Raw genomic sequence first — 26,044 nt, forward strand, 5'->3', positions numbered from 1 at the left:
TGGTTACGATGAACGAAACGTTAAGGGCCGCGCGGGGGCGTTGTCAATGCCCCTGGCGCCCATGCGTCGACGACCGGCCCGCCACCGGTCAGTGCGTCGCCGCCTCGCCGAGGTTGAGCGCGACGAGCGCACAAACGGTCAGCGCGATGCCGGCGAGCTTCAGCGACGACACCGATTCGTCGAAGCAGACGATGCCGATCACGGCCGTGGCCGCGGTGCTGGCGGCGGCCCAGCTCGCGTACGCGAGCCCCATTTCGAGCCGCTTCGTCGCGAGCGCCATCAGCCAGACGGCGCACGCATAACAGACGACGGTGAGCGCGGACGGGAGCGGGCGGGAAAAGCCGGCCGAGTATTTGAGGCCGACGGAGCCGAGCACTTCGGCGAGGACACTGACGCCCAGCAGAAGCCAGGCAGACTGGAGCGGGGACACGAACGGCCTCCTTCCCCCGACGCTTATACCGAGCGGCGAGGAGAAGTGGAGGTGTCAGCGGTACCCAGAACGAAAGCAGCTTAGTACGCGCGGAAGGGCAATACAAGGCATGCGCCGCGCCAGTCATGCGCGGTCGGTGTTGCCGGCCGCCCACTCCGGTCGCTGCCCGAGCGTGTCGAACAGCCGGACGATCTCGGCTTTCACCTTCTGCACCGCGTTGCTGACGAGCGCCGTATCGTGCCAGCACAGCGACAGGTCGCGCGCGAACAGACGGTGCGCGACCGTCGACAGCTTGAGCTTGCGTTCCTCGATCTCGACGTGCGCGGCCGTCCACGGCAGGATCGTCACGCCGAGCTGCGCCATCACGGCAGCGAACAGCAGCCCGGTCGAACTCGCCTCGAAGCCGATCTCGTACGACAGCCCGGCCTCGCGCATTGCCCATTCGACACGGTTGCGGATCGTGTTCGGCGCGCTCGGCAGGACGAGCGGCATCCGTGCGATCGCATCGAGCGGCACGGGATCGTCCGGCACCGGGAATTCGGGCCACGTGATCAGGTACAGCGTTTCCGTCAGCAGCCGGTGGATCGCGATGCCGCGCGTCTCGACCGCGTCGACGACGATCGCGAGATCGAGCCGTGCGCGTTCGAGCAGCGTGTCGAGATCGGCGCTCGGCGCCTCGATCAGTTCCAGCATGATGCCCGGGTAGCGGTCACGCACCGCGCGGGCGAGCGGAATGGCCAGCACGCGCGCGGTGCTCGACGGCATCCCGACCGTCACGCGGCCCTGCGGCGTGTCGGCGTCGCGGCGCAGCAGCTCGCGCGTGCCGTCGGCCTGGCGCAGCAGTTCGAGCGCATGCCGGTACAGCGTGCGGCCGGCGGCGGTCGGCGCGACGCCGCGCACGCTGCGTTCGAGCAACTGCATCCCGAGATCCTGTTCGAGATTGCGCATCTGCTGGCTCACCGCCGGCTGCGCGACATGCAGCGCCTCGCTCGCATGCGTGACGTTGCCGCATTCGACGACCTTCACGAAATAGCGCAACTGCCTCAAGTCCATCGCCGCCGCCTCCCGATTCAAGTCATAAGCCAATCCGATCGAGCAAGATGAATATCATATTTTTCCCCGATCGATGGGGTTTCTATACTCGTCTCACACAAGAGCCAGCCTGCCGGCCATCCCGGACCGGACGCGGCAAAAGCGCCGGCCCCGCCGGCAAGGAGACGAAGATGTTCAAGGCGATCGACGCGCCGGCGGCCGGCGCGAAGCCGCGGCGCACGCCGCTCACGCGCGAGCAGGTCAAGGGCTTCTGGGCCGTGTATGCGGGCTGGGTGCTCGACGGCGTGGATTCGGTGATCTACGCGCTCGTGCTGATACCCGCGCTGACCGAACTGCTGCCGGCGTCCGGCATCGCGGCGACGCCCGCGAATCTCGGGATGTACGGCTCGATCCTGTTCGCGCTGTTCCTGATCGGCTGGGGGCTGTCGTTCATCTGGGGGCCGCTCGCCGACCGCTTCGGCCGCGTGCGCACGCTCGCCGCGAGCATCCTGATCTATTCGGTGTTCACCGGCGCGGCCGCGTTCGTGCACGACGTGTGGGCACTGGCCGCGTGCCGTTTGATCGCCGGGATCGGCGTCGGCGGCGAATGGGCGCTCGCGGGCACCTACGTGGCCGAGAGCTGGCCGGAAGATCGCCGCAAGATGGGCGCCGGCTACCTGCAGACGGGCTACTACTTCGGCTTCTTCATCGCGGCGTGCCTGAACTACACGATCGGCGCGACCTACGGGTGGCGCGCGATGTTCCTGTGCGGGCTCGCGCCCGCGCTGCTCGCGGTGTTCACCGTGATGCGCGTGAAGGAGCCCGGCCAGTGGCGCCGGCACGACGCACGCGACGGCGACGTGGCCGACGCGCGGCGCGCGCATCCGCTGCGCGAGATCTTCGCGCCGGCCTTCCTGCGCCGCACGCTGACGAGCGCGAGCCTGGTCGGCGTCGCGATCGTCGGGCTGTGGGCCGGCTCCGTGTACGAGGCGAGCGCGGTCACGACGCTGGCGGCGCGTGCGGGCATCGATCACATCGGCGCGCTGCGGCTCGCGTCGATCGGCGCGGCGATCCTGTCGTGCGCGACGATCGCCGGCTGCCTGGTTGCGCCGTGGCTCTCCGAACGGCTTGGCCGGCGCACGGCGCTCGGTGTGTATTTCGCGGGCATGGCCGGTTCGATCGTGTTCGCGTTCGGCTGGGCGTTCTACCAGCCGAACGGGCTCGCGGCGTTCATGGTGTCGCTCGCGTTTCTCGGTTTCTTCGGCGGCAATTTCGCGATCTTCTCGTTGTGGCTGCCGGAGCAGTACCCGACACGCGTGCGTGCCACCGCGTTCGCGTTCAACGCGTCGGTCGGCCGCTTCATCGGCGCAGGCGTGAACTTCCTGCTCGGCGCCGCGATTCACGGTTACGGATCGCTCGGCGTGCCGGTCGCATGGACCGCGGCCGCGTTCGGGCTCGGCATCCTGATCCTGCCGTTCGCGGTCGAAACGCGCCATCAGACGCTGCCCGAATGAGCGGTGCGCCGCGATCGTTCGGAAACAAGCCACACCCAGTCATCAATATCAGGAGTCCGGAATGCAGGCATTACAAGGAATCAGGGTCGTCGATCTGAGCCGCGCGCTGTCGGGGCCGTTCTGCTCGATGGTGCTCGCCGATCTCGGCGCCGACGTGATCAAGGTCGAGTCGGGGCCGCACGGCGACATGAGCCGCGCGTGGGGGCCGTTCGATCGCGGCGTGAGCACGTACTACCTGTCCTGCAACCGCAACAAGCGCGGCATCTGCGTGGATTTCCGGCAGCCGGCCGGCCTCGACGTCGTGCGCCGGCTGATCGGGCAGGCCGACGTCGTGATCGAGAATTTCAAGGCCGGCACGATGGACGCGATGGGGCTCGGTTACGCCGCGCTGAGCGCGCGCGACCCGCGGCTCGTGATGGGCAGCGTCACCGCGTTCGGCCCGCGCGGCCCGTTGCGCGACTGGCCGGGCTTCGACCAGATCGCGCAGGGCTACACGGGGCTGATGAGCCTCACCGGTTTTCCCGACGGCGAGCCGACCCGCACGGGCACCGCGATCGGCGATCTCAGCTCGGGGATGTGGGTCGCGACCGGCGTGATGGCGGCGCTGTTCGAGCGCGAGCGCACGGGGCGCGGGCAGCATGTCGGCACGTCGCTGCTCGAAAGCCTCGTGTCGCTGCTGAGCGTGCACGGGCAACGCTACCTGAGCCTCGGCGACGTGCCGCGCCGCACCGGCAATGCGCATGCGGTGATCGCGCCGTACGGCGTGTTCGAGACGGCCGACGGGCCGCTCAACCTTGCGCCGATCACGACCGACATGTGGCTGCGGCTGTGCCAGTTGCTGGATCTGCCCGAACTGCCGGACGATCCGCGCTTCGCGACCAACGATGCGCGTGTCGCGCACCGTGACGAACTGAAAGCGCTGCTCGAAGGCCGGTTGCGCACGCGCGGCAAGCGCGAATGGACGCAACGATTCGTCGACGCCGGGCTGCCGGCGGGGCCGATCAACACGCTCGACGAAGTGTTCGACGATCCGCAGCTCGCGCATTGCGGGCTGGTCGAACCGGTCGCGCATCCGACGCTCGGCACGCTGCGCCAGGTCGTCACGCCGCTTGGCGGGATGGGGGACGCGGTGCCGGCGCCGCGCACGCGCCATGCGCCGCCGCTGCTCGGCGAGCATACGGTCGACGTGCTGCGCGAAGCGGGCTACGACGACGACGCGATCGACACGCTGCTGGCCGGGCGTGCGATCTTCCAGGCGGAAGCGGTGGCGGAGGCCGTGCAATGAGCGACACGACGAAACACGATGGCGCGTCGCGCGTGACGGTCGACATGGTCGGCGAACGGATCGCGCGCGTGCGGTTCGCGAATCCGGCGCGACGGCATGCGCTCGACGCGCCGTTGCTCGATGCGCTCGTCGCGCGCCTCGATGCGCTGGCCGAACACCGTCCTCCGCCCGTCGTGATCCTGTCGAACGACGGCAGCGGCGACGTGTGGAGCGCGGGGCACGATCTGCGCGAGCTGGCCGACGATCGCGATCCGCTCGCGTACGGCAAGCCGCTCGAACGGGCGCTGCGGCGCGTGCGGACTTATCCGGGCGCGGTGATCGCGGCGGTGTCGGGTTCGGCGTGGGGCGGGGCGGTCGATCTCGTGATGAGCTGCGACCTGGTGGTCGCGGCGCGCGATGCGCGTTTTGCGATGACGCCCGCGAACATCGGCCTGCCGTATTCGACGAGCGGCCTGCTGCGCTTCCACGACAACCTGCCGATCCACGTGCTGAAGGAGATGTTCTTCTGCGCGCAGCCGCTCGATGCGGAACGCGCCGCGCATCACGGGCTCGTGAACCGGCTGGCGGAAGCAGGCGGTGTCGACGAGGCGGCACTCGACGTCGCGCGCACGATCGCCGCGAAGGCGCCGCTTGCCGTGCACGCGGTGAAGGAGCAGTTGCGCGTGCTGCAGGATGCGCGGCCGTTGCCGGCCGACGCGTTCGAACGGATCGCCGAGTTGCGCCGGCACGCGTGCGAAGGCGAGGACTTCGACGAAGGGCTGCGCGCGTTTGCGGAGCGGCGCGCGCCGGTGTTTCGCGGCGCGTAGGGCCGGCGCAAGCCCGCTATCGGCGTGAACAGGCCCGCTGCGTTCACGTGCGCGAGCGGTTCCGCGGCGCGAGGCGGCGTGCGTTACGCGCCGCCGATCGCGTGCACGCCGACGAGCAGCAGCGCGCCGATGGCGATCAACAACAGCGCATGGACGCGCGTATACATCACGCACAGCGTCGACGCGACCGCGATCGCGCGCGCGGCCCAGCCGCCGTCGAGCGCCTGCAGCAGCACCCACACCGACGCGAGGATCATGCCGGCCGCGACCGGGCGCAGGCCGCCCTCGAGCGCGATCTGCCAGCGCGCGCCCTGGTGCCGCCGCCACAGATGCGCGACGCCGTAGATCAGGAACGCCGTCGGGCCGAACAGCGCGAGCGTCGCGATCACCGCGCCCCAGAAACCGGCCACCTGCCAGCCGATCAGCGTCGCCAGCAGCGAGCCGGGGCCCGGCGCCATTCGCGCGATCGCGAAATCGTTCACGAATTGCGTGGCGGTCATCCAGTGATGCACGTCGACCACCTGCCGCTGGATGTCGGCGATGATCGCCTGCCCGCCGCCGATCGTCGCGATCGACAGCGGCGCGAATACGCCGACCAGCGCGGCGTAGCGTTGCGATGCGGTCATCGTGTGTCGCGCCCGGCCGGTGTGGCGGCTGCGCGGCGGTATTCGAGCGCGACGCTCAGCGTGCCGCCGGCCAGCACGGTCCACACCAGCGGCCAGTGCAGCACCGCAACCGACACGAAGGTGAGCGCCGTCACCGCGAACGGCAGCGCGCGGCGCGGCAACCGACGCACGGCGGTGATCGCCATCGAGATCGACAGCCCGATCGCCGCGGCCGCCGCGCCGGCGAGCGCGACATGCGTGAGCGGAAAGCGCGTGAGGGTCGAGAACGCGATGCCGAACAACACGATCAGCACGGCCGGCGGCGCGATGATGCCGGTGAAGCCGGCCACGGCGCCGCGCCATCCGGCGAGCCGGTAGCCGATCCAGATCGCGAGGTTCTTCACGTTGACGCCCGGCAGCGCCTGCGACAGCGCGAGGCCGTTGAGAAATGCCTCCTCGTCGAGCCAGCGGCGCTCGTACACGAAGTCGCGCATCATCCGGCCGCTGAGCCCGCCGCCGAAGCTGGTCAGGCCGATCTGCGAGAACGCAATGAACAGTGCGAGGACGCCGGGCGACGGCGCGTCGCCTGCGGGCGGCGCCGACGGGGAGGTGGCGGAGGGCGGGGGCATCGGGCGTGCAGTGCGTGGCGATGGGGTGGGCGCCCATGTTAGCAAGCGGACGCTGTCAGCACGCTGACATCGGCGAGGTGTTGGCGTGATGAAAGCACGCAGGTAATTCGATGGGCCCATCCAACCCATCCGCCACGGCCACGACCGACGCTACGCGCGCACGACCGTCACGCCCGCCGCTTCGATCGGCTTCGTCAACGCGGCGTCGGTTTCCTTTTCGACCACCACGGTGTGCGCCAGCGTCAGCTCGCCGATCACGAACTGCGACGCCGCGCGCAGCTTCGACTGCGACGCGAGCACGACGGTCTCGGCCGCGCGTTCGGCCAGTGCGCGCTTGATCGCCGCTTCCTCGAAATCGCCGGTGCTGAGCCCCGCAACCGGGTGCACGCCCGTCACGCCCATGAAGTAAAGATCCGCGTGGATGCGCGCAATGCCTTCCATGGCCGCCGCGCCGACGGCGACGATCGAATGCTTGTAGAGCCGCCCGCCGATCAGGATCACGTCGATCGACGGATGCGCGGCGAGCGCCACCGCGACACTCGGGCTGTGCGTGACGATCGTCGCGCGCAGGTCGGCCGGCAACTGGCTGACGAGCAGCGCCGAGGTGGTGCCGCCATCGACGATCGCCACCTGCCCGGGCGCGATCATCTCCGCGGCGCGGCGCGCGATGCGCCGCTTTTCCGCCGTCTCGAGCGTTTCGCGCTGCGCGAACGGCGCGACGGCCGGCGACGCCGGCAGCGCACCGCCATGCACGCGCTGCAGCAGGCCCTCGGCCGCGAGCTCGCGCAGGTCGCGGCGGACGGTGTCTTCGGATACGCCGAATTGCGCGCTCAGCTCGACCGCCAGCACCTGGCCGTCGCGCGCGAGTGCGTCGAGGATCGCTTTCTTGCGTTGTGTCGTCAGCATCGGGTTTGCACGAATTTTCTTGAAATTGCACGAATCTGCACGTTACCATGGGCACCGTCTTTTGTCGAACCGGAGGCTGGGATGGCTGCAACGCGGGACCGTGTCCGCATCGTCGATACGACGGTGCTGTCCGATGACTGGTATGTGCTGAAGAAGGTGACGTTCGATTTCCTGCGCCGCGACGGAACGTGGCAGCGCCTGAGCCGCGAGACCTACGATCGCGGCAATGGCGCGACCATCCTGTTGCGCAATGCCGATACCGGCGATGTGCTGCTGACGCGGCAGTTCCGGATGCCGGCGTTCGTCGGTGGACACGACGGCATGCTGCTCGAGGCCGCCGCCGGCCTGCTCGACGACGCGACGCCCGAGGCGCGCATCCGCGCGGAGGCCGAGGAGGAGACCGGTTACCGCGTGCGCGGCGTGCGCAAGGTGTTCGAGGCGTTCATGAGCCCGGGCTCGGTGACGGAGAAGCTGCATTTCTTCGTCGGTGAATACGATGCGTCGCTGCGCACCGGCGACGGCGGCGGCGTTGCGGAGGAGGGCGAGGATCTCGAGGTCGTCGAGATGCCGCTGCAGGCGGCGCTGGATGCGGTCGAGCGCGGCGAGATCGTCGACGCGAAGACGATCATGCTGCTCCAGTACGTCGCGCTGCGGGAAACCGCCGGCGCGCGCACGGCATGACGCCGCTGCTCGTGCTGGTCGCCGGCCCTTACCGCAGCGGCACGGACGGCGACCCCGCGCGCATCGCCGCGAACCTGCACCGGCTGGAGGAGGCGGCGCTCGCCGTGTATCGCCGCGGGCATGTGCCGATGATCGGCGAGTGGGTGTCGCTGCCGCTCGCCGTCGCGGCCGGGTCGCGACAGGTCGGCGACGCAGTCAGCGAGGCGTTCCTGTATCCGGCCGCGCACCGGCTGCTGCGCCGCTGCGATGCGGTATGGCGGATCGACGGCGCGTCGCGCGGAGCCGACGCGGATGTCGCCCTCGCGCGGCAGCTCGGCAAGGCCGTCTATTTCTCGGTCGACGACATTCCGGTCGTGCAGGACGATTCGGATCGCTGAACAGGCGGGAGGCGCCCGGCCAAGGCGGTGCAGGCGGCTCCGCGCGTCGCTCGCCCGCACCGCCCGCGGCCGGGCGGGCGTCGCGTCATGCCGTTGCATCGTGCACCTCATGCATGCCGCGCTGCGCGCGAACCGGCGTATGATCGCGACGCCACCCGCGCACTGTCCGACGCCACCGACGCCCCGTCATGCCGCTCTCCGATTCCGCTGATTTCACTGCTGCTGCTGCTGCCGCCGCGCAACTGCCCGCCGATCTCGTCGCTTCCGCCGTTGCCGCGCTCGCACGCGCAGACGCATTGCTCGTGACGGCCGGCGCCGGTATCGGCGTCGATTCCGGGCTGCCCGATTTCCGCGGCACGGACGGGTTCTGGCGCGCGTATCCGGCGCTGCGCCACGAGCGCTTCGAATTCCACGAGATCGCATCGCCGCACGCGTTCCGCGCGCGTGCGCCGCTCGCATGGGGCTTCTACGGGCACCGCCTCGCGCTCTACCGTGCGACGGTGCCGCATGCGGGCTTCGCGATCCTGCGCCGCTGGATCGACGCGATGCCGAACGGCGGCTTCGTCCTGACGAGCAACGTCGACGGCCAGTTCCAGAAAGCCGGCTTCGATCCGGCGCGGATCGTCGAGATCCACGGTTCGATCCACGTGATGCAGTGCCTGCGCCCCTGCTCGGACGACACGTGGGATGCGGCGCCGTTCGTGCCGGACGTCGATGAAACCACCTGCCGCCTCGTCGGCGAAATGCCGCGTTGCCCGCGCTGCGGCGGCCTCGCGCGGCCGAACATCCTGATGTTCGGCGACACCGGCTGGCTCGGTGCGCGCTACGACGCGCAGGAACGTGCGCTGGAAGACTGGATTGCGCGGGCCGGGCGTGTCGCCGTGGTCGAGATCGGCGCGGGCACCGCGATCCCGACCGTGCGCCTGCTGAGCGAACGGCTCGGCGCCGACGTGATCCGCATCAACGCGCGTGAAGCGCATGCGCGCCGTGCGGACGTGATCGGCCTGAAGGGCGGCGCGCTGGCGACGCTGGGCGCGCTCGACGCAGCCTGGCAACGCGCGTGACCGTGTGTGAACGTGCGGGTACCCGCCACGCGAACGGGCGGGCATCCCGCCGGCGGCGGCCGTTGCAGGCGCGACGCGAATCCGCATACATTTCAGCCAGTGCCGCCCGCACGCACGCCGCACGCGTGCGGCCCGGACATCACCCCGGGCGACCGGGGCCGGCGGCTGAATCCAGCCGCTTCATCGAACGGGAGCGCCCTTGTTCTATTCGATCGTCGCGATCTTCGTCGGCGCCGGGCTCGGCGCATTGCTGCGCTGGTTCCTGAGCCTCGCGCTCAACGAATTCTTTCCCGCCGTGCCGCTCGGCACGCTCGCCGCGAACCTGATCGGCGGCTACGTGATCGGCATCGCCGCCGTCGTGTTCACGACCCGCGTCGGGTTGCCGCCCGAGTGGCGGCTGTTCGTGATCACGGGCTTTCTCGGCGGCCTCACGACGTTCTCGACCTATTCGGTCGAAGTGATGACGCATGCGTTGCAGGGCGAATTGGGATGGGCGTTTGCGGTGGCTGCCCTACACTTGACTGGATCGTTCGCGCTGACGGCGCTCGGCATGTGGACCGCGCGCGCATGGCTCGCGGCGGCCTGAGCGTGCCGCCATCGGAGGGAGCGATGGACAGGATCTTCTTGCGCTTCTACGTGCACGAGCAGCACCGGCTGCACTGGAAGCCGCTGTGGGAATGGCTGCTGGAGGAGGCGAACCGGATGGGCGTCGCGGGCGGTTCCGCGTTTCGCGCGATGGCCGGCTTCGGCCAGCATCGCGTGCTGCACGAGGACCGCTTCTTCGAGCTGCAGGGGTCGGTCGCGATCGAGGTCGAATTCATCGTCACCGAGGACGAGGCGCAGCGCTTGCTCGCGAGGCTGTCGCAGGAAAAGGTGCGCGTGTGCTACGCGATGATGCCGGCGCAATTCGGCGTGATCGACACGCTCGGCGCACCGCCGGCGCAGGGGCCGGCGGTGTAGGGGGCGACGGCGTCAGATGCCGAACATCGTCAGCGACACGGCGGCGCGCGTGACGATCATCAGCAGCACCTGCACGATCACGAACAGCAGGATCGGCGACAGGTCGATGCCGCCGAGATTCGGGATCACGCGGCGCAGCGGGTTCAGGAACGGCGCGGTGAGCTGGTAGAGGATCGGCATGGCCGGCGAGCGCGGGTTGAGCCACGACAGCAGCGCCATCAGGATCGTCATCCAGATCACGAGATTGAGCGCCCACTTCACGACGGTGAGCAGCGCGACCACGACGAGCGTCGCGATCACCGCGGCCGGGTCGAAGCCGGCCATCACGACCATCAGCACGACATAGACGAGCGCGGTGAGGAGGGCGGCGACGACGCTGGCCCAGTCGATGCCGCGTACGCCCGCGATGACGCGGCGCAGCGGCAGCACGAGCCAGTTGGTCGCCTGCAGCACGGCCTGCGTGACGGGGTTGTACGGCGGCACGCGGACGGCCTGCATCCAGACGCGCAGGATCAGCGCGGCGCCGAACAGCGTGAAGACGGTATTGAGCAGAAAACGGGCGATCTCGCCGAACATCGTTGGCATCCTTTTTATACGGTCAGTAGCGTGCGGCCGCCAACGCCGGATGGCGGCGCATCGGCCGACACCTTATCACGCCTCGTCTCGCGACGGGGAGGGGTGCACGGCCGTGCGCGCGAGTGACGTTTCGACGGCTTCGGCGAGCGCCGGCAGCGACGCCGGCGGCGTCGCGCGCTGCGCCGCGAGCGCGACCGCGCGGCGCGTCAGCAACGCGTACAGCGTCGCGTGATCGCCGCCCAGCGTTTCAAGCAGTGCCAACTGGCGTTCGACGATGCCCGTATCGCCGCGCGACACGGGGCCCGAGAGCGCGTTCGCGAGCCCCTTGTCGCGTGCGGTCTCGATCGTACCGGCCAGCATCGGCAGCAGCGCGCGCAACGCGGCTTCCTCGTCGAAACCGAGGCCGCGCCACAGCTCGACCGCTTCCGCCAGCCCGCACAGCGCGAAGCTCGCCGCGTAGTGCGCGGCCGCGTGATAAAGCATCCGGCCGCCGGCCGGAATCGACAGCGGATGGCAGCCGAGTGCGGCGGCAAGTCGCATCAGCGTCGCATGCAATGCGCCGTCGGCTTCGATCGTGACCGAGCAGCCGTCGATGCGGGCGAGATCGGCGTCGGTGCCGCCGAACAGGTAGAGCGGATGGAAGCCGCCCGTGGCCGTGCCTTGCTGCTTCGCCGGATCGAGCAGTGCGACGGCCGACGCGCCGCTGCAGTGAACGACGGCCTGCCGCGCGGCGCGCGATGCGTCAAAGCGCAGCGCCGCGGCGGCGGACGCGAGATGGTCGTCGGGCACCGTCAGGAAGATCAGGTCGGCGGCGTCGGCGACCTGCTGCGGCGTGTCGACCGCCTGGCAGCCGTCGATGCGCGCGGCGAGGGCCGCGGCCGATGCGGGCGTGCGGCTCGCGATCGCGACGACCGGAAAGCCGGCCTGCGCGAAACGCTGCGCGACACAGCGTGCGAGACGGCCGGCGCCGATGAAGCCGAGGCGGGGTGTGTCGGGGACGGACATGGCAGCGAACGTAAGCGAAAACGAAGCAACCGCCAGTATCGCAGGAATGACGGCGGGGCCGCGAAAGGGCAGCTTCCGTGCGGACACGTGCGTGGCTGACAGTTACGCGGCGCGAACGACGTATCTATCGACGCCCGGGCACCACGGTCGATTCACGATCCTGGAATCCGACCCCGAAATATACCGAGCCGGTGTCCGGCTTGAAACGTCGGCATCTTGTCTCGAATTTGTAATCGTTCATTACGATCGCGTGCTCGCCGCACGCGCCGTATCCGGTAAGACTGACCGGCCATGATGTCGCGACCCGACTCGTCGGACGGAACCGCGCGGCCCGCAAGGCCCGCCGAAGGTGCTGCGAGCCGCGCCGCACGGCGGTTCCGGCCGCGTGCGATTGCAATTTGCAACAAATGCCCGATACGTGAGGAGCGCGTTTTCGCTACATTGCTTCCATGCGACGTGCATGCCCGCCGTTGCCGACAGGAGCGCATAAAATACCGCTCCAGCAGGAGAATCGAAGTGAAAAAGCTCATTCCGTTCATCGCCGCCGCTGCGCTGGGCCTGGGTGCCGCAAGCGCTGCGCAGGCTCACGTGTCGATCGGGGTCGGCATCGGTATCCCGGTCGCACCCGCGTATCCCGTTTATGCACCGCCGCCGCCCGTGTACTACGCGCCGCCGCCTCCGCCCGTCTATTACGCGCCGGCGCCGGCCTACTACGCGCCGCCGCCCGCCGTGGTCGTCGGCGGCTATGGTGGCTACTACGGTCGCCCGTACTGGCGCCATGGTTACGGCGGCTGGGGCCATCACGGCTGGCGTCGCTGATTCGTCCCGCGCGGCCTGACCGCGTGCGGCAAAACGGCGCAGCGTCCCGAGCGGGGCGCTGCGCCGTTTTTCTTTTCGGGCTGCCGCCCGGCCTCGGTGAGCGGCCCGTGCAGGCCGGCTGCGATTACACCGCGTGCACGATCAGGTCGCGGTAGCCGCCGACGATCACGCTATACGAGAAATACGCGAACAGCAGCGCCGACGCGACGTGACACGCGCGCATCAGCCCCGCGCCCGCGCGCTTGCGGCCCTGGCTCGCGAGCGTGCACATGAAGAGCGTCCATGCGAGGCCGCCGAGGAAAAAGCCCGACAGGAACACCGACGCGGTGGCCGGCGTGGTCGCGCCGGCTTTCGCGATCAGCGCGCCGCCGACCGCCGCGAACCACAGGATCGCGCTCGGCGACGACATCGCGAGCAGCATGCCGCGCAGGAAGCTGCGCCGCGCGCTCGCACGCGGCTGCGGCGCATCCTCGCCATCGTCGCCCGCCGCCTTGGCTGGCGCCAGCGCTTCCCGCGCCATCTTCCACGTGAGGAACAGCAGCACCGCGCCGCCGCCGATCCACACGATCCAGCGCACCGGCTCGAACTGCAGCAGCACGGCCATCCCGGCGAGCGCGAGCGCCGCATAGACGAGATCGCCGACGCACGATCCGATGCCGAGCCAGAAGCCCGGCCGGAAGCCGTGCGACAGCGTCAGCGACAGCATCGCGACGTTCACGAGGCCGATGTCGAGACAGAGCGACAGCGACAGAAAGAAGCCGTCGGACAGCATGGAGGCGGGCGGAAAGGTCATCTTCGTTGTTCTTGTTGCAATGGCAATCCACGGGCCGGCGGGCGCCGGCCGCGCGGCGTCAGAGTCCGATCTCCTGCCAGAGCCGGTCGACGCGCGCCTTCACGGCGGCATCCATCTCGATCGGGCGGCCCCATTCGCGGCTGGTCTCGCCCGGCCACTTGTTGGTCGCGTCGAGCCCCATCTTCGAACCGAGGCCGGCCACCGGCGATGCGAAGTCGAGATAGTCGATCGGCGTGCTGTCGACCATCACGGTGTCACGCACGGGGTCGACACGCGTCGTGATCGCCCAGATCACCTCCTTCCAGTCGCGGATGTTCACGTCCTCGTCGACGACCACGATGAACTTCGTATACATGAACTGCCGCAGGAAGCTCCACACGCCGAACATCACGCGCTTCGCATGGCCCGCGTAGCTCTTCTTCATCTGGACGATGGCCATCCGGTAGCTGCAGCCTTCGGGCGGCAGGTAGAAGTCGGTGATCTCCGTGAACTGCTTCTGCAGCAGCGGCACGAACACCTCGTTGAGCGCGACGCCAAGCACCGCGGGCTCGTCGGGCGGCTTGCCCGTGTAGGTCGAGTGGTAGATCGCGTCGCGGCGCATCGTGATGCGCTCGACGGTGAACACGGGGAACCACTCCTGCTCGTTGTAATAGCCGGTGTGGTCGCCATAGGGGCCTTCGAGCGCGTGTTCGTACGCGGCCGACGCGTTGCCGGCCGGGCGCGGCGGTGCGCCGGCCGGAGCGGGGGCGGGGGTGCCTTCCTGCGGATAAATGAAGCCTTCGAGCACGATCTCCGCGCGCGCGGGCACCTGCAGCGTGTCGACCCCGGGCGTCAGGCACTTCGCGAGCTCCGTGCGGCTGCCGCGCAGCAGGCCGGCGAACTGGTACTCGGACAGCGAATCGGGCACGGGCGTCACCGCGCCGAGGGTCGTGGCCGGATCGGCGCCGAGCACGACCGCGACCGGATAAGGCTTGCCGGGGTTGCGCAGCGCGAATTCGCGGAAGTCGAGCGCGCCGCCGCGATGCGCGAGCCAGCGCATGATCAGCTTGTTGCGGCCGATCAGCTGCTGCCGGTAGATCCCGAGGTTCTGCCGCGACTTGTTCGGCCCACGCGTGACCGTCAGGCCCCACGTGACGAGCGGCCCCGCGTCGCCGGGCCAGCAGGTCTGGATCGGCAGCCTGTTCAGGTCGACGTCGGCGCCTTCCCAGACGATCTCCTGGCAGGGCGGCGACGACACCGACTTCGGCGCCATGTCCCACACGGCCTTCGCGAGCGACAGCAGCTTGCCGGCGTCCTTCAGGCTCTTCGGCGGATCGGGTTCCTTCAGCGCGGACAGCAGGCGCCCGAGATCGCGCAGCGAATCGAGCGCGGCGTCGTCGCCCGCATCGACGCCCATCCCGAGCGCGACGCGGCGCGGCGTGCCGAACAGGTTGCCGAGCACCGGGAAATCGTAGCCGGTCGGTGCGTTGAACAGCAGCGCAGGGCCGCCGGCGCGCAGCACGCGGTCGCACAGCTCGGTCATTTCCAGCACGGGCGACACGGGCTGCGTGACGCGCCGCAGTTCGCCGAGCGCCTCGAGGCGCTGGATGAAATCGCGTAAGTCTTTGTATTTCATGAAGATGGTCCGGGCCACCCGCGTGGCGGGCAGCGATGGGCGGGCGCAGCGGCCGGCTGCGGCCCCGAATCGACCGACGATTTTACCCGCGCCGCCGCATGCCCGCCCGGCGGAGAAAAAAGTCGACCGCGCGCAAACCCCCTACGGCACGGGGCTCGCGATCTGAAGAGTGTCCTTAAATTACTTTTTGTTATAATTTCAAGGTTTTATAGTGTTGACGATCTATAAAACCCTGCTAGAATCCGCTCACATTGGCTGCAGGGTAAAAGGCTTCGAGCCGCCAATCACCGATCTTTGACGCAGCGCGTCACCGTCCGCCGATACCTGCACGGCGTATCCGACGGCCTTAGTCGTAGTCTCAGCCAGCGCCACCAGACGCTGGTTTTTTGCGTGGGTGCCACCGCGTATGCCCGCCTCGCCCAGTGTGCGAAGGTGCCGGCCCTCTTACACCGTGGCCTCGAACGGTACTTATACCGTTTCCCCGATGTCTGCACGCCCCGACCAAGGCGTGCGGCGTCGTGATTCCGCGGCGCGTTACCTGTCTCGCCATCGAGCTGAGCGAGCCGCACGAGTCATGTTCATGGGAGATGATCTGAATGAACGCTTGGTTATCGTGGCGTCCTAGTGAGCAGCATGCGCAATTCGTGCGCAGCATGCTGCGTCGCGGGACGCGTGTCAGTCACCATCTATTCAGCGTAGTCGGCTGTCTTGCGGTCGCGGTTGCACTCGCACTGTGGCTGCTGCCAACCGTGCGCGGCACGCTTGCCGCGAAGCTGATGCCGGTCGTATCCGCGGCCGTGCAAGCCGGCCCGGCCCGTCTGCTGACCGGCCATCCGCTGCCGAACTTCGCGCCCGCCGGCGCGCAGCCGCAGCAGGAAGACAGCCCTGAAACGGACGCGCTTGCGGTCGGCCTCGACGTCGCACCGGAAGCCAACGCGCAGGGCGATGCATCCGATCCCGCCCGCAACGGCCCGTCGCCCGTTGCGCTGGCGAAGCTGATCCCGACCCAGCGCGTGGCGGCCGATGCGCGTGACGACCGTGCGCTCGCGTCGAATCGCGAGCAGGCGCTGGTCGCGACCTACCTGTCGCGCCGTTACCGCGTCGCGCAGGAGCCGCTCGGCCAGCTCGTCAAGGCTGCGTTCCAGACCGGCCGTGACGTCGGCCTCGATCCGCTGCTGCTGCTGTCCGTGATGGCGATCGAATCGGGCTTCAACCCGTACGCCGAAAGCGGCGTCGGCGCGAAGGGCCTGATGCAGGTCATGTCGAAGGTCCATTCCGACAAGTTCGAGTATTTCGGCGGCACCGATACCGCACTGCAGCCGCTCGCGAACCTCCAGGTCGGTGCGCTCGTGCTGAAGGACTGCATTGCACGTGGCGGTTCGCTCGCGAACGGCCTGCGCCTGTACAACGGCTCGACGAACCCGGACGACACCGCATACGGCGCGAAGGTGATGGCCGAGCGCAGTCGCCTGCGCGATGTGTCGCACGGCCGCAGCGTGCCGGTCAACGCGCCGCAGGCGCCGGCGAAGCCGATCGTCACGGCCGCTGCTGTGACGGCGGCAGCGGGCGGCGCGAAGCGCGTGCATGCGACGCTCGAAACCACGACGTCGGCGAAGTCGACGGCATCGAAGGAAGCCGCGCCGCAGGACGACGCGAGCGTCGATACCGCGAAGTCGCACGGCGACCGCTCGGAGCTCGGCGCGTAACGCCCGGCGCTAGCGCATCGCACGGCTTCGGCCGGCAGGACATGAAAAAGGCACCCGATCAGGGTGCCTTTTGCTTTTTTGCGGCGCGAGAAGCCGCCGGCGTGCCGGCCGAGGCTCAGTCGTGGCTCAGTGCTGCCCGAACAACGTCGCGAGCCGTTCGACCGCTTCCTCGAGCCGCGAGTAGGCCGTCGCATAGGACAGGCGGATATAGTCGCGCGGCGCATGGACACCGAAGTCCATGCCGGGCACCAGCACGACGCCCGCGTCATGCAGCATCGCCGTCGTGAGCGCGGCGCTGTCGCCGGCCGCCGGGTGGGCGACGCCGCCGCAGTGCGCATACACATAAAATGCGCCATCCGGCATCACGGGCACCGTGAAGCCGAGCCGTTCGAGCGCCGGCGCGATGAAATCGCGGCGGCGCTTGAATTCGAGCCGGCGCGCTTCGTAGATGTCGAGCGCCGCCGGCTCGAAGCAGGCGAGCGCCGCGTGCTGCGCGAGCGCGGACGGGCAGATGAACAGGTTCTGCGCCAGCTTCTCGAACGTGCCGACCAGCGCGGGCGGCACGACCAGCCAGCCGAGCCGCCAGCCCGTCATGCTGAAATACTTGGAGAAGCTGTTCACGGTGACGACGTCGTCGCCGAATGAAAGCGCCGACACGGGCGCCGCGTCGTAGCTGAGCCCCTGGTAGATCTCGTCGACGATCGTGAAACCGCCGCGTGCGCGCACGGCTTCGACGATCCGCTTCAGCTCGTCCGGTTCGAGCGACGTGCCGGTCGGGTTCGACGGCGATGCGAGCAGCACACCGCGAGTGCGGTCGCCCCAGCGCGAGCGGACGTCATTCTCGGTGAGCTGGAAGCGTGCGTCCGGGCCGCTCGGCACGAGCACCGCGCGGCCTTCGGCCGCCGCGACGAAGTGCCGGTTGCACGGATACGACGGGTCGGGCATCAGCACCTCGTCGTCACGCCCGACGAGCGCGAGGCACGCGAGCAGCAGCGCAGCCGACGCGCCGGCCGTCACGACGATCCGCTCCGGGCTGATCGTGAGGCCGTAGGCACGCGCGTAGTGCGCGGCGATCGCCTCGCGCAGCGGTGCAATGCCGAGCGCGCTCGTATATTGCGTGACGCCGCGGCGCAGCGCGGCCGCAGCCGCTTCGACGACCGGCTCCGGCGCGGTGAAATCCGGCTCGCCGATGCCCATGTGGATAACATCGCGCCCGGAGGACTCGAGACGCTGTGCCTCCTTCATCAGTTCCATCACGTAGAAGGGCTGGATCGCGTCGACGCGTGCGGCGAGCTTGACGAGCGAATCGGTGGCGGTATTCATCGGGCGGGCAGGGGGAGGGGCGTGACGAAAGAAAAAACGGGCGCATGCGCGCCCGTTCCGGACCAAACGGTATCAGCCGTTGCGGCGCGCCTGCGTTTCGGCGGGGCGCAGCTTCGCGGCAAGCTTGTCGAGCACGCCGTTCACGTACTTGTAGCCGTCGGAGCCGCCGAACGTCTTCGCGAGTTCGACGGCTTCGTTGATGATCACGCGGTACGGCGTTTCGACGTGGTGCGTGAGCTCGAACGTCGCGATGAGCAGCACGGCGCGTTCGACCGGCGACAACTGGTCGATCGGGCGGTCGAGCGACGGCGTCAGCGCTTCGACGAGCGTGGTGTGCTCGCGGATCACGCCGTGCAGGATCGCGTCGAGCAGCTCCTTGTCAGCCTTGTCGTAACCGAGCGCGCCGCGCAGTTGCGCGTCGATCTCGCCGGAGGACGCGTTCGACAGCAGCCACTGGTACAGCCCCTGCGTCGCCAGCTCGCGCGATTGTCGGCGGGCGCTCTTCTTCATGCGCGCTCCTCTTCGTCGTCTTCGTCTTCCTCTTCGTCCTCGTCGTCATCGCCGAGCTGGTCGAGCGCCATCGTCAGGTTGGCCATCTCGACGGCGACGCGTGCGGCATCACGACCCTTTTCGGTCATGCGCGCGACGGCCTGCTCGTCGTTTTCGGTCGTCAGGACCGCGTTGGCGATCGGCAGGTTGAAGTCGAGGCCGATGCGGGTGATGCCCGCGCCGCTCTCGTTCGACACGAGTTCGAAGTGGTAGGTCTCGCCGCGAATCACCGCGCCGAGCGCGATCAGCGCGTCGAACTGGCCGCTTTCCGCGAGCTTCTGCAGCGCGAGCGGGATTTCCAGCGCGCCGGGCACCGACACGAGCAGCACGTCTTCACCGGTGACGCCGAGGCGTTCCAGTTCCTCGACGCACGCGTCGGCGAGGCCGTTGCACACCGGCTCGTTGAAGCGCGATTGCACGATGCCGATCCGCAGGCCGTCGCCTTCGAGATTCGGTTGGTATTGTCCGATTTCCATGATCTTGTCCGTGGTGTGGATGAACGGTTATAGGGCGAAAGCGCCGTGGCGGGTTACGCGTTGGACGCCGGGCAGGACTTGGCTTCGCCGCCGGGCATCGGAATGAAGCCCGTGACTTCCAGGCCGTAGCCGGACATGCTGCCCAGCTTGCGCGGATTCGACAGCACCTGCATCTTGCCGACGCCGACATCGCGCAGGATCTGCGCGCCGATGCCGAACGTCTTGAAATCGACCGGCCGGCGCTTCAGCACAGCGGCCTTTTCTTCCTCGTCGAACGCCTTGAAGACGTCGATCAGGTGTTCCTTCGTGTCGCCGCAGTTGAGCAGCACGATCACGCCGAGGTCGCGCTCCGCGATCTCGCGCATCGCGGCGTCGAGCGTCCACGAGTGCGTCGACACGCCCGTTTCGAGCAGGTCGAGCACCGACAGCGGCTCGTGCACGCGCACCGGCGTATCGGCGTCGGGCGCGGGCGCGCCGCGCACCAGCGCGATGTGCGGCGAGCCGCTCGGCTGGTCGCGGTACAGCACCGCGCGGAACGTGCCGTGCGCGGTCTGCATCGTACGCTCGGCGATCCGCTCGATGATCGATTCGGTGCGGCTGCGGTACTGGATCAGGTCGGCGATCGTGCCGATCTTCAGGTTGTGCTCCTGCGCGAATTCGATCAGGTCGGGCAGGCGCGCCATCGTGCCGTCGTCCTTGATGATCTCGCAGATCACCGCGGCCGGCGTGAGGCCGGCGAGCGCGGTGAAGTCGCAACCGGCCTCGGTGTGGCCCGCGCGTACGAGCACGCCGCCCGGCTGCGCCATGATCGGGAACACGTGGCCCGGCTGCACGATTTGCTCGGGGCGCACGTCGTGCGCGACCGCCGTGGCGATCGTGTGCGCACGGTCGGCGGCCGAGATGCCGGTCGTCACGCCTTCGGCCGCTTCGATGCTGACCGTGAACGCGGTGCCGTACTGCGTGCCGTTGCGGTAGGTCATCAGCGGCAGGTGCAGCTGCTTGCAGCGTTCCTGCGTCAACGTCAGGCAAACCAGGCCGCGGCCGTACTTGGCCATGAAGTTGATCGCTTCCGGTGTGACGAATTCGGCGGCGATCACGAGGTCGCCCTCGTTTTCGCGATCTTCTTCGTCGACCAGGATCACCATCCGGCCGGCTTTCAGCTCGGCGATGATGTCGAGCGTGGAGGCGAGCGTCATAAGGGGGCGAGAAAGAGGAAAGTGCGTATTTTACGCCAGCCGGACGGCGTTTCGGCTGGCAGGGGCCGCGCGCCGCCGGCAAGCGCTCCGGAAAGCGCCGCGGCCGACCTGAGCGGCAGGCCTGGCCGGCCCGCCGCGCGATGCTTGCACGCGCGGTGCGGACGGTGGCGGGCCGGGCCTTGCCCGGCCGCGCGTCAGGCTTGCTGGTCGCGCCCGCCCAGGTAGTCGAGCTTGCCGAGCTCGACGCCGCTGTGGCGCAGGATGTCGTACGCGGTCGTCACGTGGAAGAAGAAATTGGGCAGCACGAAATTCAGCAGGTACGACTCGCCGGTGAACTCGATCGGGCCGACGCGCATCTTCAGCACGATCTGGCGCGTCTCGCTGCCGTCGATCTGCGCGGCGTCGAAGCTTTTCAGGTAGTCGATCGTCTTCTGGATGCGTGCGTGCAGTTCGTCGAAGGTCTGCTCGACGTCCGGATAGCTCGGGATCTCGGAGCCGGCGAGGCGCGCGGCGCAGCCCTTGGCCGTGTCGGTCGCAATATAGACCTGGCGGACGAGCGGCAGCATGTCCGGGTACAGGCGGGCGCCGACGAACACCGACGGATCGATCTGCTTTTCGGCCGCATGCGCCTGCGCCTTGCCGAGAATGTGCTGAAGATTGGTCAGGCCGCGGATCAGCACGGGCAGCGAAGCCTGGTACATCGAGATGGACATGGGGACGACTCCTTGAGGAAGAGGGCGGCCGCTACGCGGCGCGTCGTGCATTGCGGTATCGAAACCGCTGTCGACGCATCTTAGCGCGACCGCATGACCCGTGCGCGTCGTTGGCCGTTCGGCCAATGGCGCCGGCCGGTCACGCGCGCTGCAGCCAGTCGATCATCCGCCGGTACCGGTCGGCGATATTGGCAGGCGATTGCGGCACGTGATCGTCGCCCCAGTAGCGGATCAGCCGCACGTCGCGTTTGAGCTGGGTCAGCGCCGCGAACATCCGTTCGCTTTGTTCCAGCGGCACGTAGTCGGCGTCGCCATGGATCAGCAGCAGCGGGGTCGTGATCCGTGCCGCGTGCAGCACCGGGCTGATCGCGTGATAGGCATCCGGGCGGATCGACGGCGGCGCGTCGATGTTCCAGCTGTTGTCGGCCAGCACCTTGCCGAGCAGCTCGAAACGCTCGGGACGGGTGTCGTGGCCCGTTTCGTAACGCAGGCGTGCGTCGAGCGACGCGTAGAGCGCGGCCGCATCGCTGATGCCGGCGCTCGACATGCCCGAGCGGAACATCGGCGTACGGGCGAGCAGCATCATCGTGGCCCAGCCGCCCAGGCTCTGGCCGTACAGGTGGAGCCGGCCGCGATCGACGAATCCGGCATCGACCGCGGCGTCGACCGCCGCGTGGACGTCGTCGAGCATCCTGTCTGCCATCGTCGCCGGCGCCTCGCCCAGCACGCCCCGCATGTTCACGTCGACGACCGCAAAGCCGTGTGCGGCGAACAGCTGGAAGTTGAACGGCAGCGGGCAGTCGGGTTCGTGAAACAGGTGCGGGTGGGGCGCGACCTTTTCGTACGGGTACACCCAGACGACTGCGGGTACCGGCGCACCCGCGTAATCCGGTGGCAGCAGGACGTCGACGAAGCGCTGCCGGCCGGGCTCCGCGCCGCGGCAGGCAAGCCGGTGCGTCGTGCCGGTCGCGATGCCGGCCAGCTGGCGATTCGTCTCGAACACCACGGTCGCGTCGCGCGCGCCGGCCAGGCGAACCGTCAGCCGGGTGGCGTCGCGACCGTGTTCGATGACGGCCGCGTACCGGCGCTCCGGTTCTGCCGATATGCGTTCGCGGAGCACCCCATCGTGATCTGCCGGTTCGTCGGCGTCGTTGGTGCCGCGCGTGTCCGGCGGCGTGTCCGTGACCGCCGCGCGTGTCAGCCCGGCCCGCGCGCACGCTTGCGGCGACAGCGCGGACAACGCGCCCGATGCGGGATCGAACGCCCACCAGTCGGGTGCGGATGCGGCGGGCGGATCGCCGAACGCGGCGCTGTCGAGCACGTCGGCCGTCGGTTGGCGGCCGAGCGCGTTGGCCGCCCATGCATCGTGCGCGTTCCCGAACAGCCGGCGGTGCAGATGCGCCATCACGGGCGTCGCCCGTTCGGCTAGCAGCGGCAGCGCGACGCGGCCATCGGGCAGCCACGTGAACGGCCCGTCGCGGTCGAGCGGGGACAGGTCGACGCTGCGCGCGGTCGTGACCGGCATCGCGGCCCCGGTCGCCGGGTCGATCAGGACGGCATGCACCGCATCGTCGTCGGCCGACAGCGTGACCGCCGCGATCCATCGTCCGTCCGGCGACCACGACGGCGAGCCGCACGCGCGGCCGGCCCGCGCATTGCCGGCCAGCCGGCGCAGCGTGCGGCCGGCGAATTCGTACAGGTGCAGCTCGGCCCGGTCGAGCCCGCCAAGATACGCGCGGTCGAAGCGGCGGCCATCGGCCAGCGGGCGGACGACGGCGAAGCAGATCGAGCCGCCGTCCGGCGACAGCGCGCAGGTGCGACCGTAGTCGCGCTGGAAGCTGTCGAGAGACAGCAGGTCGTCGACGGTGAAGCGGCGGTATTGCGGAGGATCGGAAGGGACGGCCGTCACGCAAGCTCCTCGTCGCATCGGTGGAAGCGGATAGACAAGATGCGTCGGAAACGAGTTCCGGCCCGGCCGCACCGGCCGCCGGCAAAGCCATGTCCGTGGTCGGGCACGACGGGGCGGGAATGTCGCCGGACCCCGGCGGGTGTTCGACACGATCGCCGCGCGCGATGCGAAGGGGGCCGGGGCGCGCGGCACGCGAGCATGTGCGGCAGTTGCTCGGGACGATTCCGGCGCGGGCAGGTGGGGAGGACGCAGGCGCCTGATTGCCGGTGCGCGGCGGCGCGAAGGACAAGGAAACGTGGCGGCCGGCAGCGTACCGGCCGCCACGCCGGAAACCGCCCGCGTGATCAGTCCTGATGTACGCCTTGCAACGTCGACAGCATCCGTTCGACGTGGCGCGCGATCATGTCGACTTCGAGATCGACCTTGTCACCGGCCTTCACGTGGCGCAGTGTCGTGACCTCGACCGTATACGGAATCAGGTTGATCGCGAACTTGCAGCCGTCCGCGCGATCGTCGATCGTGTTGACGGTCAGGCTCATGCCGTTGACCGCCCCTTGTACACGAGATAGCGGCCGAGCTCGCGCGGCGCGACGATCCCGTTCAGTGCGCGGCGTCCGTCGGCGTGAAGCGCGCGAGGATCCGCAGATCGTCGCCGACCCGCTCGACCCCGTGGAACGACAGCCGCGTGCGCGCATCGAGGCTCGCCGGCGCGGCGAGGTCGAACATGCCTGCCGCATCGGCGCCCAGCAGGCTCGGTGCGAGATAGATGAGCAACTCGTCGACGCACTGCTCGCGCAGCAGCGAGCCGTTCAGCTTGTGGCCGGCCTCGACGTGCAGCTCGTTGACGCCGCGTGCGCCGAGCGCCGCCAGCATCGCGGGCAGGTCGACCTTGCCGTGCGCATTCGCGAGCGGCACGATTTCCGCGCCGCGGGCCTTCAGCACCTTCGCCCGCACTTCGCCGGCGGCGTCGAGCCGGCCGCAGAAGATCAGCAGCGGAGCGCCTTCGAGCAGTCGCGCGTCGAGCGGCAGGTCGAGGCGACTGTCGACCAGGATGCGCTGCGGCTGGCGCGGCGTGTCGATCCCGCGCACGGTCAGCAGCGGGTTGTCCTCGCGCACGGTGCCGATGCCGGTCAGGATCGCGCAGGCGCGCGCGCGCCACGCGTGCCCGTCGAGGCGCGCGGCCTCGCCGGTGATCCACTGGCTTTCGCCGGACGGCAGCGCGGTGCGGCCGTCGAGCGACGCGGCGGTCTTCATCCGCACCCATGGGCGGCCGCGTGTCATCCGCGACACGAAGCCGATGTTCAGTTCGCCCGCTTCATGCGCGAGCAGCCCGCAGCGCACGTCGATGCCCGCATCGCGCAGCATCCCGAGGCCGCGCCCCGATACCTGCGGGTTCGGGTCCTCCATCGCGGCGACGACCTTCGCGACGCGCGCGTCGATCAGCGCGTTCGCGCACGGCGGCGTGCGGCCGAAATGGCTGCACGGTTCGAGCGTGACGTAGACGGTCGAGCCCGCGACGTCGTGGCCGCGTGCGCGCGCGTCCTTCAGTGCCTGGACCTCCGCGTGATCCTGGCCGGCCGGTTGCGTGAAGCCTTCGCCGATCACGTCGCCGTCCTTGACGATCACGCAGCCGACACGCGGGTTCGGTGCCGTCGTATACATGCCGCGCGCGGCGAGCGCGAGCGCACGCTGCATGTGGGCGAAATCGATATCCGAGAACATGCGCGCGGCCCCGGGTCAGGCAGCGAGTGCCGCGAAGGCGCGGCGCGCGGCCGCGAGCGTCGCGTCGATCACCGCGTCGTCGTGCGTGCTCGACACGAAGCCGGCCTCGTACGCGGACGGCGCGAAATACACGCCTTCGTCGAGCATCAGGTGGAAGAAGCGGTTGAAGCGCTCGGTGTCGCTCTTCGTGACTTCGGCGAAGCTGGTCGGCACGCGTTCGGCGAAGTAGAGGCCGAACATCGCGCCGATCGAGTCGGCCGCGAACGGCACGCCGGCCGCGCGCGCTTCGGCCGCGAGGCCGTCGGCGAGACGCTTCGTCTGCGCGGTGAGCGCGTCGTAGAAGCCCGGCGCCTGGATCAGCTGCAGCGTCTTCAGCCCTGCGGCGACCGCGATCGGGTTGCCCGACAGTGTGCCGGCCTGGTAGACGCCGCCGAGCGGCGCGAGGTGGGCCATGATGTCGCGGCGGCCGCCGAACGCGGCAGCCGGCATCCCGCCGCCGATCACCTTGCCGAGGCAGGTGAGGTCGGCCGTGATCCCGTAGTACGCCTGCGCGCCGCCGAGCGCGACGCGGAACCCGCACATCACCTCGTCGAAGATCAGCACGGCGCCGTGCTTCGTGCACAGCGCGCGCAGCGTGTTGAGGAATTCCGGCGTGCCGCGCACGAGGTTCATGTTGCCTGCGACCGGCTCGACGATCACGGCGGCGATCTCGTCGCCGAACGCGCCGAACGCTTCCTCGAGCGCGGCGACGTTGTTGTATTCGAGGACGGTCGTGTGCTTCGCGATGTCGGCGGGCACGCCGGCCGACGTCGGGTTGCCGAACGTCAGCAGGCCCGAGCCGGCCTTCACGAGCAGGCTGTCCGCGTGGCCGTGGTAGCAGCCCTCGAACTTGACGATCCGGCTGCGGCCCGTGAAGCCGCGCGCGAGGCGCAGCGCGCTCATCGTGGCCTCGGTGCCGCTCGACACCATCCGCACCTGCTCGATCGACGGCACGAGCTTGCAGATTTCCTCGGCGATCTCGATCTCGGCTTCGGTCGGCGCGCCGAACGAGAAGCCGTCGGCGAGCACGTTCTGCACGGCCGACAGCACTTCCGGATGGACGTGGCCGACGATCATCGGGCCCCACGAGCCGATGTAGTCGATGTACTGCTTGCCGTCGGCATCCCAGAAATACGGGCCTTGCGCGCGCGCGACGAAGCGCGGCGTGCCGCCGACCGAACGGAATGCGCGCACCGGCGAGTTGACGCCGCCGGGAATGGTCTTCTGGGCGCGTTCGAAGAGGATCTGATTGTTGGACATGAGCGAAACCTGCGAGAGAAGGGCGCGGGGGCCTGTGCACGGGCCGCGGCGCCT

General features: G+C 69.2%; 28 protein-coding genes and 1 pseudogene. 11 read left to right on the forward strand and 18 right to left on the reverse strand.

The genetic code is table 11. The features are described 5' to 3' along the window. Positions 1-88: 88 nt before the first annotated feature. Both AB3K92_RS26810 and AB3K92_RS26815 read right to left on the reverse strand, forming a co-directional pair. Positions 89-430, reverse strand: a complete 342-nt coding sequence (locus tag AB3K92_RS26810; RefSeq protein WP_021157064.1) for a multidrug efflux SMR transporter — start codon at positions 428-430, stop codon at positions 89-91. Positions 431-553: 123 nt separating this feature from the next. Beyond that, entirely contained in the window at positions 554-1,483 is a 930-nt protein-coding gene (locus AB3K92_RS26815) for a LysR substrate-binding domain-containing protein (protein ID WP_021157065.1), read from the reverse strand. A gap of 170 nt (positions 1,484-1,653) precedes the next feature. Between AB3K92_RS26815 and AB3K92_RS26820 the strand changes: the two genes are divergently transcribed. The 3 genes from AB3K92_RS26820 (at position 1,654) to scpB (ending at position 5,067) form a co-directional block, all read left to right on the forward strand. Then, positions 1,654-2,976, forward strand: a complete 1,323-nt coding sequence (locus AB3K92_RS26820) for an MFS transporter (RefSeq protein WP_021157066.1) — start codon at positions 1,654-1,656, stop codon at positions 2,974-2,976. Between the two features lie 61 nt (positions 2,977-3,037). Next, positions 3,038-4,261: a CaiB/BaiF CoA-transferase family protein gene (locus AB3K92_RS26825; RefSeq protein WP_059498400.1), complete on the forward strand. Its 1,224-nt coding sequence runs from the start codon at positions 3,038-3,040 to the stop codon at positions 4,259-4,261. After that, positions 4,258-5,067 (forward strand): methylmalonyl-CoA decarboxylase, encoded by an 810-nt coding sequence (gene scpB, locus AB3K92_RS26830; RefSeq protein ID WP_021157068.1) that lies wholly within the window; start codon positions 4,258-4,260, stop codon positions 5,065-5,067. The genes AB3K92_RS26825 and scpB overlap by 4 nt, the downstream gene beginning before the upstream one ends. An 83-nt stretch (positions 5,068-5,150) precedes the next feature. Here scpB and AB3K92_RS26835 read toward each other — a convergent pair whose 3' ends face one another. The 3 genes from AB3K92_RS26835 to AB3K92_RS26845 form a co-directional block, all read right to left on the reverse strand. Continuing rightward, on the reverse strand, positions 5,151-5,693 hold the full coding sequence (locus tag AB3K92_RS26835) for a chromate transporter (protein ID WP_059678066.1): 543 nt from the start codon (positions 5,691-5,693) through the stop codon (positions 5,151-5,153). Next, complete coding sequence (locus AB3K92_RS26840; protein WP_369466179.1) at positions 5,690-6,301, reverse strand: chromate transporter; 612 nt, start codon at positions 6,299-6,301, stop codon at positions 5,690-5,692. The genes AB3K92_RS26835 and AB3K92_RS26840 overlap by 4 nt, the downstream gene beginning before the upstream one ends. 150 nt (positions 6,302-6,451) lie before the next feature. After that, on the reverse strand, positions 6,452-7,207 hold the full coding sequence (locus AB3K92_RS26845; RefSeq protein WP_021157071.1) for a DeoR/GlpR family DNA-binding transcription regulator: 756 nt from the start codon (positions 7,205-7,207) through the stop codon (positions 6,452-6,454). An 81-nt stretch (positions 7,208-7,288) separates the two neighbouring features. Between AB3K92_RS26845 and AB3K92_RS26850 the strand changes: the two genes are divergently transcribed. From AB3K92_RS26850 to AB3K92_RS26870, 5 genes are all read left to right on the forward strand, one after another. Continuing rightward, the gene (locus AB3K92_RS26850; protein ID WP_021157072.1) at positions 7,289-7,888 is read left to right on the forward strand and encodes an NUDIX domain-containing protein; all 600 of its coding nucleotides are present in this window, start codon (positions 7,289-7,291) and stop codon (positions 7,886-7,888) included. Then, complete coding sequence (locus AB3K92_RS26855) at positions 7,885-8,265, forward strand: NUDIX hydrolase (protein ID WP_021157073.1); 381 nt, start codon at positions 7,885-7,887, stop codon at positions 8,263-8,265. Before AB3K92_RS26850 ends, AB3K92_RS26855 begins: the two co-directional genes overlap by 4 nt. Before the next feature lie 188 nt (positions 8,266-8,453). Next, a complete protein-coding gene (locus AB3K92_RS26860; RefSeq protein WP_369466180.1) occupies positions 8,454-9,329 on the forward strand; it encodes an NAD-dependent deacetylase in 876 nt (291 codons plus the stop codon). A 199-nt stretch (positions 9,330-9,528) separates the two neighbouring features. Beyond that, the gene (gene crcB, locus AB3K92_RS26865) at positions 9,529-9,915 is read left to right on the forward strand and encodes a fluoride efflux transporter CrcB (protein WP_021157075.1); all 387 of its coding nucleotides are present in this window, start codon (positions 9,529-9,531) and stop codon (positions 9,913-9,915) included. 23 nt (positions 9,916-9,938) lie between these two features. After that, positions 9,939-10,289, forward strand: a complete 351-nt coding sequence (locus tag AB3K92_RS26870; protein WP_048024203.1) for a DUF190 domain-containing protein — start codon at positions 9,939-9,941, stop codon at positions 10,287-10,289. A 12-nt stretch (positions 10,290-10,301) separates the two neighbouring features. On the opposite strand, the gene AB3K92_RS26875 is transcribed toward AB3K92_RS26870, so the two are convergent. Continuing rightward, complete coding sequence (locus AB3K92_RS26875; RefSeq protein WP_006488584.1) at positions 10,302-10,865, reverse strand: YggT family protein; 564 nt, start codon at positions 10,863-10,865, stop codon at positions 10,302-10,304. 75 nt (positions 10,866-10,940) lie between these two features. Beyond that, positions 10,941-11,870 (reverse strand): Rossmann-like and DUF2520 domain-containing protein, encoded by a 930-nt coding sequence (locus AB3K92_RS26880; RefSeq protein WP_369466181.1) that lies wholly within the window; start codon positions 11,868-11,870, stop codon positions 10,941-10,943. Positions 11,871-12,386: 516 nt separating this feature from the next. Between AB3K92_RS26880 and AB3K92_RS26885 the strand changes: the two genes are divergently transcribed. Further along, positions 12,387-12,689, forward strand: a complete 303-nt coding sequence (locus tag AB3K92_RS26885) for a hypothetical protein (protein ID WP_021157078.1) — start codon at positions 12,387-12,389, stop codon at positions 12,687-12,689. A 124-nt stretch (positions 12,690-12,813) separates the two neighbouring features. Here the strand turns inward: AB3K92_RS26885 and AB3K92_RS26890 are convergent, their stop codons facing one another. After that, positions 12,814-13,482: a LysE family translocator gene (locus tag AB3K92_RS26890; protein WP_021157079.1), complete on the reverse strand. Its 669-nt coding sequence runs from the start codon at positions 13,480-13,482 to the stop codon at positions 12,814-12,816. A gap of 58 nt (positions 13,483-13,540) precedes the next feature. Further along, positions 13,541-15,097 (reverse strand): UbiD family decarboxylase, encoded by a 1,557-nt coding sequence (locus AB3K92_RS26895; RefSeq protein ID WP_042973112.1) that lies wholly within the window; start codon positions 15,095-15,097, stop codon positions 13,541-13,543. On the opposite strand from AB3K92_RS26895, the gene AB3K92_RS26900 reads away from it, so the two are divergent. Continuing rightward, positions 15,069-15,263 carry a hypothetical protein gene (locus AB3K92_RS26900; protein WP_124535574.1) on the forward strand — a complete coding sequence of 65 codons (195 nt, stop codon included), beginning with the start codon at positions 15,069-15,071 and terminating at the stop codon, positions 15,261-15,263. The two genes, AB3K92_RS26895 and AB3K92_RS26900, sit on opposite strands and share 29 nt — an antisense overlap. A 430-nt stretch (positions 15,264-15,693) precedes the next feature. Beyond that, a complete protein-coding gene (locus AB3K92_RS26905) occupies positions 15,694-16,803 on the forward strand; it encodes a lytic transglycosylase domain-containing protein (protein WP_042973113.1) in 1,110 nt (369 codons plus the stop codon). A gap of 126 nt (positions 16,804-16,929) precedes the next feature. Here the strand turns inward: AB3K92_RS26905 and AB3K92_RS26910 are convergent, their stop codons facing one another. From AB3K92_RS26910 to hemL, 9 genes and pseudogenes are all read right to left on the reverse strand, one after another. Beyond that, a complete protein-coding gene (locus AB3K92_RS26910; RefSeq protein ID WP_369466182.1) occupies positions 16,930-18,126 on the reverse strand; it encodes a pyridoxal phosphate-dependent aminotransferase in 1,197 nt (398 codons plus the stop codon). A 72-nt stretch (positions 18,127-18,198) separates the two neighbouring features. Next, positions 18,199-18,636 (reverse strand): transcription antitermination factor NusB, encoded by a 438-nt coding sequence (nusB, locus tag AB3K92_RS26915; RefSeq protein ID WP_027788132.1) that lies wholly within the window; start codon positions 18,634-18,636, stop codon positions 18,199-18,201. Further along, entirely contained in the window at positions 18,633-19,151 is a 519-nt protein-coding gene (gene ribH, locus AB3K92_RS26920) for a 6,7-dimethyl-8-ribityllumazine synthase (RefSeq protein WP_011351235.1), read from the reverse strand. Before ribH ends, nusB begins: the two co-directional genes overlap by 4 nt. A 53-nt stretch (positions 19,152-19,204) precedes the next feature. Continuing rightward, positions 19,205-20,347: a bifunctional 3,4-dihydroxy-2-butanone-4-phosphate synthase/GTP cyclohydrolase II gene (gene ribBA / locus AB3K92_RS26925; protein WP_369466183.1), complete on the reverse strand. Its 1,143-nt coding sequence runs from the start codon at positions 20,345-20,347 to the stop codon at positions 19,205-19,207. A gap of 194 nt (positions 20,348-20,541) precedes the next feature. Next, positions 20,542-21,060, reverse strand: a complete 519-nt coding sequence (locus tag AB3K92_RS26930) for a DUF1993 family protein (protein WP_369466184.1) — start codon at positions 21,058-21,060, stop codon at positions 20,542-20,544. Positions 21,061-21,199: 139 nt separating this feature from the next. After that, positions 21,200-22,969 carry a prolyl oligopeptidase family serine peptidase gene (locus AB3K92_RS26935; protein ID WP_369466185.1) on the reverse strand — a complete coding sequence of 590 codons (1,770 nt, stop codon included), beginning with the start codon at positions 22,967-22,969 and terminating at the stop codon, positions 21,200-21,202. Between the two features lie 344 nt (positions 22,970-23,313). Further along, a pseudogene (locus AB3K92_RS26940) lies at positions 23,314-23,564 on the reverse strand (riboflavin synthase); the annotation flags it as partial. A 5-nt stretch (positions 23,565-23,569) separates the two neighbouring features. After that, positions 23,570-24,691, reverse strand: coding sequence for a bifunctional diaminohydroxyphosphoribosylaminopyrimidine deaminase/5-amino-6-(5-phosphoribosylamino)uracil reductase RibD (gene ribD, locus AB3K92_RS26945; protein ID WP_175925923.1), 1,122 nt, complete (start codon positions 24,689-24,691; stop codon positions 23,570-23,572). 15 nt (positions 24,692-24,706) lie between these two features. Then, on the reverse strand, positions 24,707-25,990 hold the full coding sequence (gene hemL / locus AB3K92_RS26950) for a glutamate-1-semialdehyde 2,1-aminomutase (RefSeq protein WP_369466186.1): 1,284 nt from the start codon (positions 25,988-25,990) through the stop codon (positions 24,707-24,709). Positions 25,991-26,044 lie beyond the last annotated feature (54 nt).

Origin of the sequence: Burkholderia sp. Bmkn7 (genome assembly GCF_041103175.1) — a bacterium.
GTDB lineage: Bacteria > Pseudomonadota > Gammaproteobacteria > Burkholderiales > Burkholderiaceae > Burkholderia > Burkholderia cepacia.

Coding starts and splice junctions, on each gene's coding strand:
- AB3K92_RS26870 (WP_048024203.1), top strand. CDS start 9,939: ATGGACAGGATCTTCTTGCGCTTCTACGTGCACGAGCAGCACCGGCTG.
- AB3K92_RS26880 (WP_369466181.1), bottom strand. CDS start 11,870: ATGTCCGTCCCCGACACACCCCGCCTCGGCTTCATCGGCGCCGGCCGT.
- ribH (WP_011351235.1), bottom strand. CDS start 19,151: ATGGAAATCGGACAATACCAACCGAATCTCGAAGGCGACGGCCTGCGG.
- AB3K92_RS26860 (WP_369466180.1), top strand. CDS start 8,454: ATGCCGCTCTCCGATTCCGCTGATTTCACTGCTGCTGCTGCTGCCGCC.
- AB3K92_RS26840 (WP_369466179.1), bottom strand. CDS start 6,301: ATGCCCCCGCCCTCCGCCACCTCCCCGTCGGCGCCGCCCGCAGGCGAC.
- AB3K92_RS26845 (WP_021157071.1), bottom strand. CDS start 7,207: ATGCTGACGACACAACGCAAGAAAGCGATCCTCGACGCACTCGCGCGC.
- AB3K92_RS26875 (WP_006488584.1), bottom strand. CDS start 10,865: ATGTTCGGCGAGATCGCCCGTTTTCTGCTCAATACCGTCTTCACGCTG.
- AB3K92_RS26820 (WP_021157066.1), top strand. CDS start 1,654: ATGTTCAAGGCGATCGACGCGCCGGCGGCCGGCGCGAAGCCGCGGCGC.
- AB3K92_RS26930 (WP_369466184.1), bottom strand. CDS start 21,060: ATGTCCATCTCGATGTACCAGGCTTCGCTGCCCGTGCTGATCCGCGGC.
- AB3K92_RS26900 (WP_124535574.1), top strand. CDS start 15,069: ATGAAATCGCGTAAGTCTTTGTATTTCATGAAGATGGTCCGGGCCACC.
- scpB (WP_021157068.1), top strand. CDS start 4,258: ATGAGCGACACGACGAAACACGATGGCGCGTCGCGCGTGACGGTCGAC.
- AB3K92_RS26895 (WP_042973112.1), bottom strand. CDS start 15,097: ATGAAATACAAAGACTTACGCGATTTCATCCAGCGCCTCGAGGCGCTC.
- AB3K92_RS26850 (WP_021157072.1), top strand. CDS start 7,289: ATGGCTGCAACGCGGGACCGTGTCCGCATCGTCGATACGACGGTGCTG.
- ribBA (WP_369466183.1), bottom strand. CDS start 20,347: ATGACGCTCGCCTCCACGCTCGACATCATCGCCGAGCTGAAAGCCGGC.
- AB3K92_RS26835 (WP_059678066.1), bottom strand. CDS start 5,693: ATGACCGCATCGCAACGCTACGCCGCGCTGGTCGGCGTATTCGCGCCG.
- ribD (WP_175925923.1), bottom strand. CDS start 24,691: ATGTTCTCGGATATCGATTTCGCCCACATGCAGCGTGCGCTCGCGCTC.
- AB3K92_RS26825 (WP_059498400.1), top strand. CDS start 3,038: ATGCAGGCATTACAAGGAATCAGGGTCGTCGATCTGAGCCGCGCGCTG.
- AB3K92_RS26890 (WP_021157079.1), bottom strand. CDS start 13,482: ATGACCTTTCCGCCCGCCTCCATGCTGTCCGACGGCTTCTTTCTGTCG.
- AB3K92_RS26815 (WP_021157065.1), bottom strand. CDS start 1,483: ATGGACTTGAGGCAGTTGCGCTATTTCGTGAAGGTCGTCGAATGCGGC.
- AB3K92_RS26855 (WP_021157073.1), top strand. CDS start 7,885: ATGACGCCGCTGCTCGTGCTGGTCGCCGGCCCTTACCGCAGCGGCACG.
- AB3K92_RS26910 (WP_369466182.1), bottom strand. CDS start 18,126: ATGAATACCGCCACCGATTCGCTCGTCAAGCTCGCCGCACGCGTCGAC.
- AB3K92_RS26905 (WP_042973113.1), top strand. CDS start 15,694: ATGAACGCTTGGTTATCGTGGCGTCCTAGTGAGCAGCATGCGCAATTC.
- hemL (WP_369466186.1), bottom strand. CDS start 25,990: ATGTCCAACAATCAGATCCTCTTCGAACGCGCCCAGAAGACCATTCCC.
- nusB (WP_027788132.1), bottom strand. CDS start 18,636: ATGAAGAAGAGCGCCCGCCGACAATCGCGCGAGCTGGCGACGCAGGGG.